Origin of the sequence: Bradyrhizobium sp. LMTR 3, assembly GCF_001693485.1 — a bacterium.
Classification (GTDB): domain Bacteria; phylum Pseudomonadota; class Alphaproteobacteria; order Rhizobiales; family Xanthobacteraceae; genus Bradyrhizobium.
Window position 1 is genome coordinate 308,723 of sequence record NZ_MAXC01000051.1, and the last position, 14,531, is coordinate 323,253.

Annotated in this window: 10 protein-coding genes and 1 pseudogene; 3 read left to right on the top strand and 8 right to left on the bottom strand. The window is 60.7% G+C overall.

The features are described 5' to 3' along the window. Positions 1 to 7 precede the first annotated feature (7 nt). Both LMTR3_RS31765 and LMTR3_RS31770 read right to left on the bottom strand, forming a co-directional pair. Entirely contained in the window at positions 8 to 2,308 is a 2,301-nt protein-coding gene (locus LMTR3_RS31765; RefSeq protein ID WP_065748888.1) for an MHYT domain-containing protein, read from the bottom strand. Positions 2,309 to 2,739: 431 nt separating this feature from the next. Next, complete coding sequence (locus tag LMTR3_RS31770; protein ID WP_065749007.1) at positions 2,740 to 3,369, bottom strand: LysR family transcriptional regulator; 630 nt, start codon at positions 3,367 to 3,369, stop codon at positions 2,740 to 2,742. Between the two features lie 126 nt (positions 3,370 to 3,495). Between LMTR3_RS31770 and LMTR3_RS31775 the strand changes: the two genes are divergently transcribed. Beyond that, positions 3,496 to 4,173, top strand: coding sequence for an L-2-amino-thiazoline-4-carboxylic acid hydrolase (locus LMTR3_RS31775; RefSeq protein WP_065748889.1), 678 nt, complete (start codon positions 3,496 to 3,498; stop codon positions 4,171 to 4,173). A 123-nt stretch (positions 4,174 to 4,296) separates the two neighbouring features. On the opposite strand, the gene LMTR3_RS31780 is transcribed toward LMTR3_RS31775, so the two are convergent. Continuing rightward, positions 4,297 to 5,496, bottom strand: coding sequence for an adenylate/guanylate cyclase domain-containing protein (locus tag LMTR3_RS31780; RefSeq protein ID WP_065748890.1), 1,200 nt, complete (start codon positions 5,494 to 5,496; stop codon positions 4,297 to 4,299). Between the two features lie 567 nt (positions 5,497 to 6,063). Between LMTR3_RS31780 and LMTR3_RS31785 the strand changes: the two genes are divergently transcribed. Next, the gene (locus LMTR3_RS31785) at positions 6,064 to 7,869 is read left to right on the top strand and encodes a hypothetical protein (protein WP_065748891.1); all 1,806 of its coding nucleotides are present in this window, start codon (positions 6,064 to 6,066) and stop codon (positions 7,867 to 7,869) included. A 192-nt stretch (positions 7,870 to 8,061) separates the two neighbouring features. Here LMTR3_RS31785 and LMTR3_RS31790 read toward each other — a convergent pair whose 3' ends face one another. Continuing rightward, complete coding sequence (locus LMTR3_RS31790; RefSeq protein WP_065748892.1) at positions 8,062 to 9,576, bottom strand: NAD(P)/FAD-dependent oxidoreductase; 1,515 nt, start codon at positions 9,574 to 9,576, stop codon at positions 8,062 to 8,064. Positions 9,577 to 9,743: 167 nt separating this feature from the next. Next, positions 9,744 to 10,475: a class I SAM-dependent methyltransferase gene (locus LMTR3_RS31795; RefSeq protein WP_065748893.1), complete on the bottom strand. Its 732-nt coding sequence runs from the start codon at positions 10,473 to 10,475 to the stop codon at positions 9,744 to 9,746. Between the two features lie 312 nt (positions 10,476 to 10,787). Between LMTR3_RS31795 and LMTR3_RS31800 the strand changes: the two genes are divergently transcribed. Further along, on the top strand, positions 10,788 to 11,978 hold the full coding sequence (locus LMTR3_RS31800; protein ID WP_141686896.1) for a hypothetical protein: 1,191 nt from the start codon (positions 10,788 to 10,790) through the stop codon (positions 11,976 to 11,978). Between the two features lie 171 nt (positions 11,979 to 12,149). On the opposite strand, the pseudogene LMTR3_RS38110 reads toward LMTR3_RS31800, so the two are convergent. The 3 genes and pseudogenes from LMTR3_RS38110 to LMTR3_RS31810 all read right to left on the bottom strand — a co-directional run. Then, positions 12,150 to 12,257 (bottom strand): annotated as a pseudogene (locus LMTR3_RS38110) (enoyl-CoA hydratase); the annotation flags it as partial. A 22-nt stretch (positions 12,258 to 12,279) separates the two neighbouring features. Continuing rightward, positions 12,280 to 13,284 (bottom strand): NAD(P)H-dependent flavin oxidoreductase, encoded by a 1,005-nt coding sequence (locus tag LMTR3_RS31805; RefSeq protein WP_065748895.1) that lies wholly within the window; start codon positions 13,282 to 13,284, stop codon positions 12,280 to 12,282. A 31-nt stretch (positions 13,285 to 13,315) separates the two neighbouring features. Further along, entirely contained in the window at positions 13,316 to 14,500 is a 1,185-nt protein-coding gene (locus LMTR3_RS31810) for an acetyl-CoA C-acyltransferase (RefSeq protein ID WP_065748896.1), read from the bottom strand. Positions 14,501 to 14,531 lie beyond the last annotated feature (31 nt).

Below are 14,531 nucleotides of genomic sequence, written 5' to 3' on the forward strand. Positions count from 1 at the left end.
TCAACCGTCAGGCTCTCTTCGGGTGTAAGGTCACAACCGAGCGCGAAGCTGCCTGTGCGCTCAGCACCTCCTCAATGGCGGCCAGGAGCGCCGCCTGGTCGAACGGCTTGGAAATGCGCGGCAAGTGAGGCTGCGTCGAGCCGAGCAGTTCGGCATATCCTGTGCAGAGCACCACGGGCGTGCCCGGACGCTCGGCGGCCACTGCCTCGGCAAGCAGCAACCCGTTCATCCCGGGCATGGCGTAATCGGTCACCACGATGTCAATCTTCGGCATTCGGCGCAGAAGCTGGACTGCCTCCTCGCCGGAGCGCGCCTCGATCACGGCGTGGCCGAGATCGTCGAGCATCGCAGCGACACTGTCGAGGACGAGAAGATCATCGTCGACGACCAGCACGGAAAGCGGGCGGCTGCCGCGGGGCGCGGAGCGCGACGGCTCCGCCGCATGGAGCGCCGGCAGCTTTTCGTCCTGAGAGGCGGGCAGCCAGATCTCGGCCGTGGTCCCTTCGCCGATGCGGCTCTTCAGCAGCAACACGCCTCCGGACTGTTCGGTCAACCCTTTCACCATCGAGAGGCCGAGACCGGTTCCCTTACCGACGCCCTTGGTCGTAAAGAACGGCTCCTGCGCATGCTTGAGCGTCTCCTCGTCCATGCCGCATCCGGTGTCGCTCACCGAGAGCGCGACGTATCGTCCCTCGGCAAGGCCATCGATGGCATGCTCTTCGCGGGCAGCGATGCTGATGACCCCGCCACTAGCCGCGATCGCATCGCGCGCATTGACGGCGAGGTTGAGGATCGCGAGCTCGAGCTGGTTGGCATCGACCTTCACCTTCGAAAGCTCGATCGGAAAACGGGTCTCGACCCGGATGGCTGGATCAAACTTCAGGAGAGCCGCCATTCCGCGCACCAGCTCCGGGACATCCACGACGACAGGCTTGAGGTCCTGCTTGCGCGCGAACGCCAGCATGCGCTGGGTTAGCGAGGCGCCGCGCAGCGCACCTTGAATCGCGTTATCGAGCAGCCGGTGAATCCTGGGATCTTCCGGCTGGAGGCGCTTCTTCGCCAGTTCGAGGCTGCCCAGGATCACGGCAAGTATGTTGTTGAAGTCGTGGGCGACGCCGCCGGTAAGCTGTCCGACAGTCTCCATCTTCTGCGATATCACGAGCGCATCGCGCGTGCGCTCCAGCGCTTCCTGGGCCCGGCGCCGTTCCGTCACGTCGCGCACGATCTTGGCGTAGCCGATTGCCTCGCCACGCTCGTTTTGCACCACGCGTATCGTCGCCTCGGCCCAGAAGCGGCTGCCGTCCTTGCGAACGCGCCAGCCCTCGCCTGCCGACTTGCCTTCCCGCTCTGCGTCGAGAAGCACGGCATCGGGAACCCCGGACTCGCGGTCTTCTTCGGTGTGAAGGATGGCGTAGTGGGTACCTATGATCTCGTCGCCGTAGCCGATCAGCCGGCGCGCGCCGAGATTCCAGTTCGCCACCCGCCCTTCGGGGTCGAGCATGAAGATGGCGTGATCGGCCACCCCCTCCACCAGCAGGCGGAATTTCTCCTCGCTCCGCCTGAGTGCCTCGGCTTCGCGATCGGCACGTTCTGCCGAGGCGCGGTCGTACACGGCCGCGGCGAGCCCAATGACGAGGACGACGATCGTGGTGCCGGCGACCAGGAACGCGAGGGGCGCTTGCCCAACCGCGCCGTGGGCTGCGCGGCCAAGAATGGCATCCGTGGCAAGGAAGGAGGAGCCGCGCATGGCCGCGTAGTGCATCCCGGAGATCGCCACCCCCATGACGACGCCCGCCGATATGCGCTCGAGCACGCTCGTCATGTGAAAGGCGAGGCGCAGCGCAATGATGGACGCGCCGATCGCAATGGCGATGGAAAGCACAACCCAGACGGGATCGTAGTGGATCGCAGCCGCCATCCGCATGGCGCTCATGCCGGTGTAATGCATGCCGGAGATCGCGAGCCCCATTCCAATGCCGGAAACGACGAGCGCGTTCGACCGCTGACTTACGACGACGAACGCGGCTGCAGCGACCAAAATGGGAAGGGCGAGCGAGAGGAGCGTGAGGAGCGGATCGTAGGAAATTTCGACGCCGGGCAGGCTGAACGCCAGCATGGCCACGAAATGCATGGACCAGATGCCGCCACCCATGGCGACGGCCGCAGCCCCAAGCCAGCCCAGGCTGGCGGAGCCGGAAGCAGCCCGCATGCGAGTCGCGAGATCCAGCGCCGTATAGGAAGAAAGCGCGGCAATCAGGAGTGACAGCGCGACAAGAACGGGGTCATGGGTGCCTGGATGGTGATGCATTCCGTTGATGTCGCAAGGAAAGCATCTCAATAGCACCGTTCTTGCGGCCGTGCATTGTTCCCGCGCCGAATGGCAATTGAGGGTGCCGAGCTCGGCGGAGCGCCTGGCCGGAGTGGGAGGGATCGAACCTCCGAATGACGGAATCGAAATCCGCCCAATTATCCAATGATTTCAAGGCGCCTTTGGAAAGAAGCCCAAGACGGCCCCAGCCGTTCAATAGCTTGGCAGCCGTTTCCAAATAGAAGCAGCCTCCACGGAGGATCGGTCCCGGCAACAACTGGGAGCGACTGCGCTGACATGGCCTGCACGCGAATCAATGGCTCTAAAGCTGTGGCTCAACTGTCTTTTAGCTTTTGGGCGACCAGGCGCCCTGCCCGATGATCGTTACTTCCGGACCTTTGACGCCGAATTCTTTCTGCTTCACGGTCGCCTCAACTTCCGATGATGCCGACCAGACGAGGGCGGCGGTGGTTTGCGGGCGGGTTCTCGGCCGGAAGGGCGCGCAGCCATTCGCGGAAGCTGACGACCTCGGGACAATCCGCGGTGCCTTCAGGTGCAATCAGCCAATCACCCAAACCGGATCCCCCAATGACCCGGTCGCAGCGATAGCCCGGATGGTGGCCAAGACCGCGGGCTATCAGCAAGTCGACCTTGCCCTCGACCAACTCGTGCAAGCCGGCGGGCTGCAGCACCCGCAAACCGATTTCCGCATGCGCGGTGCGAAACTCCGCCAACTCGAGGCGGCGCAGGTCGAAGCTGCCATGGACCCCCAACTGCAACAGCACCGCACCTGCCGGTTTCAATTGCGAGGTCGCGTCCGCAATGCGACGAAAACCATCGGATATCTCGGGCAGATAGGCCTGACCGGCCGCGGTCAGGATGAGCTGCTTATGCAGCCGCTCGAACAGGCGTACGCCGAGGCGCGCCTCCAGCGCTTTCACCTGCTGCCCCACAGCGGCGGGCGTCACGTGCAACTCGTGCGCGGCCAGTTTGAAGCTGAGATGCCGCGCGGCGGCTTCGAATGCGCGGAGCGCGTTGAGTGGTGGAAGGGTGTAGGTCATCGCGCTGCAGTTTGACACTGATAGGCCGTGGCCTTGCAATAGATTTTCTAGTGCTTGACCTAAGGAACGATGCTTTGCGCTGACTTGATGTCCCCGGTTACGGTCGGTTCGCAACAGAGGTGTCCAATGGCTGAGATCATCCATCCCTTTTACGAGTCGCATCGCAGTGCAATGGAGGCCGCCATGCGCCATCGCCTCGACCTTGCCGAAGCGATGTTGTGCGAGCGCGCGCATCTATCCAATATCGATGGGATTAGGCAGGAGGTGATGGACGAATTCGAAATCGTGCTCACCCAAATGCCCTATGTCGGAGGCGCTGCAAGTCGTATGAGCGATTTCTTCATGCGTCTCATGGGCTTTATGGCCATCAGCCGAGTGCTCCGGCGACACGGCGTGTCGCTGTCGGTGATCGGCGAAATCGAGCGAGAAACCTACAAGGCGCAATTGCTCACCGTGCCCGAAGCGGAACGTCTCGCCTCGGGGCGTCAATTCATGTCGTCAGAGAATCAGACTTTGCTGCGCGAGCAGGCTACAAAAAGCCATCAGAAAGAGTTTCCGGAAGATTTCGTCTACGATTTCGTCGAGCCGGGCCCGGGTGACAGCTTTGAATTCGGCATCAACTACAAAGCTTGCGGCTTTTGCAAATTCGCGGCTCGCCACGGAGATGAAGAAATCTTGCCGAACATTTGTGGGCTTGATTTCGACGCCTATGCAACGCGAGGCATCCACCTGGAAAGGACACAAACGTTGGCTGGCGGCGCGAACCACTGCAATTTCCGCTTCTCGCGGCTCGCGTCGGACTAGGACGACGTACGTGTGCTTCGGGTCTTCGCGTCGCAAGCGCCGAGATCGACATTCGCTGACAATGGCCGCTTGACGAGTTGGTGCCCCGTGTGGGCGGCCCGGCACCTGGCGATGGATGGTCGTTCAGCCGTGATACGCAAACAGCTCGATTGGGTCGTTGAAGCCGCGCACCGGATATTCCCCGACGCGTTCGAGATCGAAATCGTTTTCGACGAAATCAGCGAACGCGCGGGACAGCAGCACCGTTTTTCCCAATTGTTTGGTGAGGGCTTCGAGACGCGAAGCCATGTTGACCGCAGGACCGATGACCGTGAAGTCGAGCCGGCTGCGCGACCCGATATTGCCGTACATGACGTCTCCGACGTGGACGCCGATGCCGTAATTCAGCGGCTCACGACCGGTTTCGCTATTTTCTTCGTTGAGAGCAAGCATGGCCTGACGGGCTTCAGCCACGGCATGCAGCAGATTTGCGCAGGCCGACGACCGGCTCAGCGGAAAAATGGCAAGCAGACCGTCGCCGATGAATTTCAGTATTTCCCCGCCATGTCGCGCAATCGGCTCCGACATCGCATCGAAATAGCCGTTCAGAAGATCAATGACGTCATCGCGCGGCCAGTTGTCGGAGATCCTGGTGAAATCACGCAGATCGCAGATCATGATGGCGGCACGTACCGTCGTCCCGCTACCCCGCCTGGTGGCGCCGGCTAGAATGAGCTCGCTGGCATGCGACCCGACATAGGTTTCAAGCAGCGTTCGCGCCAACCGGTTCTTGACACGGATTTCGCTGACCAGCGCCAGAACCGGCAACAGTTCCAGCAGGCTGGCGATATGCGCATCGTCGAAACCTCCTGGCCGGTCGGTTGCAAAGGTCACGATATGCCGCTTGCCGAGCGTATGATACAGCGGCCACGCCACATAATCAGTCAGGCCTTTCGCCCGCATCTCGTCAAAGACGGCGTGCTTGCGGCCCAGTGACGGGTCCCGTTCGAGATTTTCGCGCACCTCGGAGGCACCGTCATGAACTTCGTTGGCGGGACTACCGATGTATTCGGATCGCTCCCTGATGTCGTAGTCGACCCTCGCAATCTCCGCCTCGCGCATCCCGTCGGCCCACATGATCCGTGCGCCAAGCCATTGCGGATGGTGGATCAGGATATGAAGCGACGCCCGCTTGACGGGAATGCCTGCTCGCTGGAGCCGGATACACAGCTCGGCGAAAATATTGTCAATGAAGCGCTCATCACGCGTGTCGTTTGTCAGCCAGTGCAAGACGTCCCGGTCAGAACACGCGGTAACGGGATCAATTGTTGGCGGCGCGTTCATATCTTGCTCCTGAGCGGTGACCTGGATCGACGGTACAGGATATGTCGTGTCCCCGCGCGACGTCGTCAACGGCGTCCGCCGCAATCTGCTTGTGCGCATCGGGTTGTCGGCGAGTTGTTGCGTATCCGGCGCGAGAGGGCGCCGCGGTCGTGCCGGGCTGGCGCTTCGAGCCCTGGCTGGGGCGGAGCGATCGAACCTCCGAATGGCGGAATCAAAATCAGTTTGATTCTCGAGTGATTTCAAGGGGCGTTTGGAAAAAATGGCCAGAATGGCCTCTAGCAAACTCAATAGCTTAGCAGCCCGTTTCCAAACAAAAGCAGCCCGCCACACGGGATCCGCCGTGGCAAACCGGACTTTGGAGCCAACCGCAGCAATGTCCGCTAAAATCCAACTGCGTGCGCAACAGTGGAAAATCGAGTTTCGCGCCCCTGGATGATTGCGATACGCTTCGTCATTCTACGTGCTCTATATGCGGGGCAGGTGCTCGCTATTTTCGGCCGCGTTGCATGTTCGCCGTTAATTAATCCGTAAAGGCCACAGGGCTAGCTCATCAGTAATGAGGAAGCCATGTCCGATCTCAGTTCGACCTCAGGCCAGGCAGCGCAAAGAGAGCAATTCGGCACGAATCCGAACGTCTGGATGCCGGTGCTGTGGCTAGCGGTAGTGCTCGCACTTGCGTTGCCCTCGATCGACGGCGACGTCTTCGATGCGCTATCTGCAGATGACGCCATGCGGCTCGTCCAGGTTCGCGACCTGATCAGTGGGCAAGGCTGGTTCGACCTGTTCCAATATCGATTGGATCCGCCTGGCGCGTCGATGCACTGGTCGCGCGTCATCGACGTCCCCTTGGCTGCGTTGATCCTTCTGCTGAAGCCGCTGGTTGGAACGCACGGCGCAGAAGTCGCGATGCTATTTCTTTGGCCCCTGCTGCTGCTCGCAGCCTCGCTTGTGTTGGTCGCTGCAATTGCCCGCCAAATGAGTACCAGTGCCAATAACTCGCAGATGGCGGCAGTGCTGCTGGCAGTGCTATCCGTGCCGGCGCTAATCCATTTCCGGCCAGGTGCGATTGATCACCACAACGCGCAGATCGCTTTGTTGCTCGCCCTGGTCCTGCTGACGTCACAGATCGAGCAGAGTGCGGTTAAGGCCGCGCTGGGCGGCGTGGTGGCATCGCTATCGCTGGCGATCGGCATTGAAATGCTGCCCGCCATCGCAGCAATAAGTCTCGCCGTATTTGGCCTCTTTGTCTGGAGGGGGGCATCCGTCTCGCGACAGATCAGCGCCTTCGGGGCGGGGCTGGCAGCATCATCGCTCCTGCTCGCATTGGCATTGCTTCCACTGCCTTCGCTGGCGTTGCCAGTCTGCGACACTTTCGGTGGGCCGGTCCTGCTGCTGGCCGCCGGGGGCGGCATTGGTCTGATGACCATGGCCGCAATTGATCGTCGCCACTCTACGCTGCGCCTGCGCGTGGCTACGGGAACGGGGTCGGCGATCACTCTGGTTGGCGCCTTCCTCTCACTGTTTGCGGGATGCATTGCGTCGCCTTACGCACATCTCGATCCGCTTGTTACTTCGCTTTGGGTCGACAGGGTTGTCGAATCGATGTCACTCGCGACGATGCTGCAGCTCGCGCCGCAAAAAGTCCTCGGTTTCTACGGGTTTCCGTTGATGACGATGGGCTTCGCCGTGGCGGCGCTGATCCGGTCCAATCCGCTTGGACGATTCTGCTGGATCCTTGGCGTAATGACCCTGGCCGCGTTGATCGGGCTTAGCTTTTGGGAGATTCGGGGCTCTGCGGCGGCAACGATGTTGGCGGCTCCGATTTTTGCGGCGAGCCTGACCATTCTGTGGCCAACACTTGCCTCTGGACGAACCTTGGTCATTTTGGCACTCGCCGTGTCACCAGCGAGCCTTGCAGCCTTGGGCCTTTCGGCGAAGCCACTGATCGACTTGATTTTCAAGCCGCAGATGACGATCGCCGAGCAAGATGCGTCAACGTGCCAGACCGTGTCCGATGTCGCTTTCATGACACAACTTCCGAACGGACGTGTGATGGCACCGATCGATCTCGGACCAAAGATTCTTGTCGCCACCGGTCACGCCGTTTTTGCAGCACCATACCATCGAAATAACGACGGTATCGTCGCGATGCTGAAGCTGATGCTGGCGCCAATACCGGTCGCGCATCAAATACTATCGGATCGTCGCATCGACCACCTGGTAATGTGTTCGGCAGCTCCCGAGCAGGATTTTGTCAAACTCGCTCCAGATGGATTAGCGGCACGGCTCGGCCGGGGCGAAACGCCTGATTTCCTTGAGCGTCTCGACGTCGACCCCACACACAAAATTTCCGTTTGGCGCGTGCGAAGGTAAACGAGCCGCACGCAGCTCGCTTCTGGTCTAACCCGACAAGCAAACATAATCGCGGACGCCGGCGTGTCTTAAAAGTGCCCGAAGCAACCTTGGTAGAGAGTGCCGACCATTTTGCGGAAGGCGTTCGGCGGTGTCCGGAAATGATGACGCGTAGTTGAAAAGCCCCGCGTTCAAGCCAGCGGGCGCATCGCGCTACGCCGCCCGGGTGCTCGCCTTGAGCGGCACCAGACGCTCGCTCGCAAGAGCTGCTTGCGCGCTCGAAGCTCCCGCTTCATGATACTCAGCGTCCTCGTTTACCTGCCATACGTCGTAGATGCGCTCGCCAGCCAGAATATTGCGCGCCGTCAGCATGGCGGTCATCATGGCATGATCCTGGTTGTTGTACTTGTGCATCCCGTTTCGGCCGACCAGATGCAGGCTCGGATAGCTCTGCTCGAGATCGCGCCGGATCACTGCCATATTTTCACGATAGGCATCGTCATAGACCGGATAGGCTTTGGGCTGGCGCACCACACAGCCGTCGACGACGTCGGCGGCAGAGATCAGGCCGACCTTGACGATCTCTTGTGTCGCGAGCGCGACAAGATCCCGATCGGACATCGCCCACAGACCGTCGCCCTCGAAACAGAAATACTCGAGGCCGAGGCAAGACATCGCGGGCGGCGCCATGTCGGGCGACCACGAGCCGAAATTCTGCACCCGACCGACCTTCACCGATGGGTCGTGGATATAGATCCAGTTGTCGGCAAAAAGATCCGGCTTGTCGACCATCAACGCAACCGTGAGGAAATCGCGGTAGCGTAGGGCTCGCGCGTGCAGGACCGAGATAGGTTTCGGCGAGAGCCGTTGCACCAGCTCACGCACCGGCGCCGAACTCACGATATGGCGCGCCGTATAGTCTTCGCGTCGCCCGTCGGCGGTCACAACGCCGATACGCCAGTGTTTCCGCAAGTCGTCGTATGCGAGATCGGCCAGCTCCCTGCCCATCAGAATTCGGCCGCCGCGCTCTGTAATCCTGGCCGCAGCCGCTTCCCACATCATGCCGGGACCCTTGCGCGGGTACTGGAACGTCTCGATCAGCGTCTTCACGACCTCGCCGCCCGCGGCATCGGCCTTTGGCTTGCGCCGGAATGAGCGCGTCAGCGCGTTCGTGACGGCGATGCGAAGATCCAGCCCTTTGATACGCTGCGCCGCCCAGTCCGAAGAGATTTCGTCGCACGACATGCCCCACACTTTCTCGGTGTAGGTCTTGAAGAAGATTTGAAACAGACGCTCTCCGAACTGATTGCGCACCCAGTCGTGGAAACTGCGAGGCGACGCGACCGGAAAGGCCTTGGCGAAGGCATAGGACAACACGCAAGCGGCGCTCGTGAATATTCCGAGATTTCGCAACGCCTGGAATGCGTTCAGGGGATAGGAATAGAATTTGCCGCCATAGTAGATCCGCGACAGCCGCTGCCGCGTGATAAAGTCGTCAGGCAGGATCTCCAGCCAGAGATCGACGACTTCCTTTGCTTTTGAGAAGAACCGATGGCCGCCGACGTCGAACAGGTAATTGCCGTGCCGCACTGTTCGGCTGATGCCGCCTACATAAACCGGGTCTTTCTCGATCACGATAACCGAGGACGTCTCCTTGGTCAGGCAATAGGCCGTGGTAAGGCCGGCGGGCCCGGCGCCGATCACGAAAACGTCTGCATCAACTGTCATGCGCGGCGCGATCCTCGGATTTCGGGTTCGCACTTGCGCAGAGTTTCGTTAAAGGGAACTTACATCCTCTGGTGGGTTCTGCCCGCTTGGGATGCTTGGAGGCGAGAGTTAATGAAACGTCAGCGCATCATCCGACCGGTGCCGTTCGCACGCCCGGCGCCAGCCCATCAGTCGGCGCGCGCTTCCGCCAGCAGAGCGACCTCTTTTGTCCCGTATGACAGATAGGTCAGCCGCCAGCGTCGCTTTTCGGAGACTTCCTGCAACGCCTTGAATCCGCCGGTTCTCCAATCGGGAAAGCCGAAATAATCGTCAAAATGAAGAACGAGCCCCTGTTCGACATAGTTGGCGCAGAATTCGAGCACGTCTACCGTCGCGGCGTACGTGTCACAGTCGACGTGCACCAGCAACGGCGTGCCGGAAGCAGGATTTTCCGCTTTCCATCGCGGCGCCGATTCCGCAAACCATCCCTTAACCAGGGCGACATTGCTCCGGACCCTTGGCAGCTTGCCGCCAAGATCGAAGGTCCCTTTGGGAGCCATGCCGCTCCACTGTTCCTGCAAGCCTTCAAAACTATCAAATCCTACAAAATTCAATTCGGCGAACTTCCTCGCTTGGTAGTTAATCATTCCACCCTTGTAGACTCCAAATTCAAGCACGAGCTTCCGGGTTGGAAATCGTTTCCTGGCCTCCTGGATCGAAAGGGTCAGCCCTTCAAAGCGATCCAGGAACGAATATGCACCCTGCATGACCTCCTTTGCGTGGCCGTAGGAGTCCAGGACGGCGTCGCGACGCATCAGCATCGGAACTGATTCGGGAAGTGTTCTCTCGGCGACATAGCGCGCAAACGAAGCAACGACGTTGGAAAACCAGACCTCGGCTCGAGTGCCTATCCGCGTCATGTGAGGTCACCTTCAGCAATGCCCAATAATAGAGCCGTTTCCGCTCGCGACCGTCCGGCGGGGATCGAGAAGGATAGGCTCGAATCGCCTCCTTTTCCTCCGATCTGCTTAATATACTCCTTATCTGCGTGAGACTGACGCACGCGCCATCAGATTTGCTTAACGGACGCCATGCACACTGACCCGATGCTTGCGCCGAATGACTTATATGCGCCGTCGCACCATCGAAACTCCGCTGCTTCGGCCAACACCAATTTGCGCGTTTGCGCCATCGTTCTTGTTATCTTCATTGTCGCTGCGATACTCAGCGCGATGCGCAAGGATGTGACGCAGGGCTTCGATGAGGTCGCGCATGCATCCTATGTTGCGCATCTTCAACGCACCGGTGATATCTGGCCCGCGTTCGCGGATCTGCGGATGCTCGATCCGTCGACCTTCCGCTTCACCGACGAGGCGAACTACCTGAATCATCCCTCGCCGTATTATCTGCTGCTGGCTCGCCTCGGTCCCGGGCTGGAAGGCCATCCCGCGGGCATGCTCGTCTACCGGCTGTTCAATGTTGCCCTTGCAGCAATCGGGCTCGCGGCTCTGATGGCAATTGGCGTCCTCGCGAAGCTTCCGCGGCTGCCGTTCTACGCCCTTGTTGTTCCCATCGCTTGCATCCCTGTGATGGCGCCGCTTGCCGGCGCCATCAACAACGACAACGCCGCATTCGCGGGTGGATCAATCGCGACGCTTGCGGCTTTTCGACTCCTGGCGAACGGGAGCCGGTCCTGGCTATTTGCTGCGCTGGGCGGCGTCATCCTGGCGTCGTGGGCGAAATTCACAGGACTGGTGCTGGCGGGCGGATTGGTCGCCGGCGCGCTGCTATGGTTGGTGTGGCGCGGGCGCTTGCCGTTCCAATGGATCGTTCCAATTGCGATAGCCATGCTGCTGGCTGGCGTCCCTTATGTTGCGTTGCTCGCGCAATACGGCAGCCCCGCACCGACAACGCCGGGAGTCATGGCGATGATCAAGACCGGCGCGTTAACCATGGGCTGGGACAGCGCTCCGCGTATGACGCCAGTCTCCTTTTTCATGCACTTCGTCTCCGAATTCGTCGCTGAATGGATGCCGGCGTTACGGGAGCGCAGCGCGCTGAATTACGCGGCGCTGGCGATCCCGATAGCAGCCGGGCTTTGCGCACTTGGCGGGATTTGGGTGGCGGGAGTCAGGATCGTACGCGGGACGGAAGGTCCACTCGAAATCGTGGTGGTCGCCGGCGCGCTGGCATTTGCCGTTACGCTCCTGCTACACATTATCTTCGGCTACAGGCTGCACACCGAGTTCGGCTGGATGACGACCGCCTATCCGCGCTATTATCTACCGCTCGCTGGAGTCGTCCCGCTCGCCGGGCTGTCATTGCTGGGCGCAATCCGGCAATCGACCATCCGCACCCTCCTGCTTGCTTTCCTCATCGGCGGTCCCGTGGCGTTCCGTCTGCTGGGCGCTCCTTTGGGATAGGCTTCCGTAAGTTGATGCCGAGATCAAATGTTTGGAAAATGATGGCAGCTTGCCTTATCGGTCAACCAACTGACTCTACTTGACCAACTTTCGTGTTTGCCGCCAACCGACTCCAGTGGCTTAGCGACTTTCGGCCGTCGCGACCTCGCCCCGGTCAAAGGTCGCTGTCTAGGCGTTGCGCGCCTCGGGCCGGTTCAGTGTGATCAGCGCCACGCGATCCCGGATTTCACACAGCAGCTCACCTGTCCCGGTATCGACCTCGATCCGATCTTCGGCCATTCGCGCTACTCCCGTCGTGCCTTCACGCGACCTTCAGGGCTGCCTCGCTATCGGCGTCCAGGAATCCCGTCAGCCGGCCCCTGATCAGTCGCTCGGCATCCGCCATGATGCGGTCGATCAGTTCCTTCACCGTCGGAATATCGTGAATGAGTCCAGCGACCATGCCGCAGCTCCAGGCGCCCGCATCCATATCGCCTTCGATCATCACCTTGGGATAGACGCCCGCCACCTGGTCGTGGATGTCGTCAATCTTGAGGCCTTTGCCTTTCTCTCGCTCGATCTCGAGCAGGTGCTCGACACCCTTGTTGTTCAGGACCCGTTCGGTGTTCCGCAGCGCGCGCATGACCAGGCGCGTATCGAGTTCCGACGCCTTCACCAGCGCATTCTTGACGTTCTCGTGCACCGGCGCTTCCTTGGTGGCGATAAAGCGTGTGCCCATGTTCATGCCCGCGGCGCCCATCGCCAGCGCCGCAACCAGGCTGCGCGCGTCGGCCATGCCGCCGGAGGCAACGAACGGTATTTTCAGTTCTTCGGCCGCACGCGGCAACAGGATCATGTTGGGCATGTCGTCTTCGCCGGGATGGCCGCCGCACTCAAAACCGTCGACGCTGACGGCATCGCAGCCGATCTGCTCGGCCTTCAGCGAATGCCGGACGGACGTGCATTTGTGGATCACCTTGATGCCAGCCGCCTTTAAGGCAGGCATGTACTGCTGGGGGCTGCGGCCGGCGGTTTCGACGATCTTGACGCCGCCCTCCCTGATGGCTGCGATGTATTCCGGATATGGAGGCGCGGTAAAGGTCGGCAGAAAGGTCAGGTTCACGCCGAACGGCTTGTCCGTCATATCGCGGCAACGCGCGATCTCCTTCGCCAACAGTTCCGGCGTCCTCTGCGTCAGGCCGGTGATGATTCCGAGCCCGCCGGCATTCGACACCGCGGCCGCGAGTTCGGCAAAACCCACATAGTGCATTCCGCCCTGGATGATCGGATGTTCGATGCCGAACATTTCGGTAATTGCTGTCTTCACACGTGCCTCCGGTTTGTTGCCGCGTTTTCGTTCAATGGACCATTTCGAATAGCCCGGCCGCGCCCATGCCGCCGCCGATGCACATGGTCACTACACCATATTTGGCCTTGCGGCGGCGCCCTTCTATCAGCACGTGGCCGGCGAGGCGCGCTCCGGTCATTCCATAGGGGTGGCCCATCGAGATTGAACCGCCGTTGACATTGAGCTTTTCAGGATCGATCCCGAGCTTGTCGCGGCAATAGATCACCTGAACGGCATAGGCCTCGTTCAGCTCCCACAAATCGATGTCATCGATCTTCAGACCATGACGCTTGAGCAGGCGCGGAATAGCGGCTACCGGCCCGACGCCCATTTCATCCGGCTCGACTCCGGCCGCGACAAAGCCGCGGAAAATGCCAAGCGGCTTAAGGCCTTTCTTCGCCGCCAGCCTATCGCTCATGATGACGCAGGCCGACGCGCCGTCAGAAAGCTGGCTGGCATTTCCGGCGCTGATCGTCTTGCCCTCAAACACCGGCTTAATGCTGGCAAGACCCTCGGCTGTCGTTTCCGGGCGTGGCCCCTCGTCCTTTGTCAGCGTAATCTCCTTGAACGAAATCTGCTTGGTGTCCTTGTCCATGACGGCCATCCTGGTCCTGAACGGGACGATCTCGTCGTTGAATCGCCCGCCCTGGAGAGCCGCCGCCGTGCGGCGCTGACATTCGAGGCTGTATTCGTCCTGGCGCTCACGCGAAATCCTGTAGCGCTCCGCCACGACCTCGGCCGTATCCAGCATTGACATGTACATTTCCGGCTTCAAAGCCATCAATTCATCGTCGATCGCATGAAACTTGTTCATATGCTCGTTCTGGACGAGACTGATCGACTCCGCGCCCCCGGCAACCGCGACCTCGACGCCGTCGAACATGACCGAACGCGCGGCGACTGCGATCGCCTGCAGACCGGAAGCGCACTGGCGGTCAATTGTCGTGCCGGCTACCGTCACCGGCAGGCCGGCTCGGATTGCTCCCTTGCGCGCGACGTTCATCACCATGGTGCCCTGCTGCATCGCGCAGCCCATCACCACATCCTCGACCTCTCCCGGTTCGATCCTCGCGCGCTTGACCGCTTCGGCGATCACGTGGCCGGCCATCGTCGGACCTTCGGTGCTGTTGAGCGCACCGCGATAAGCCTTGCCGATGCCTGTCCGTGAAGTCGAAACGATTACCGCTTCAGTCATGGTTACTCTCCGTTGGGCACGAGATGACCCG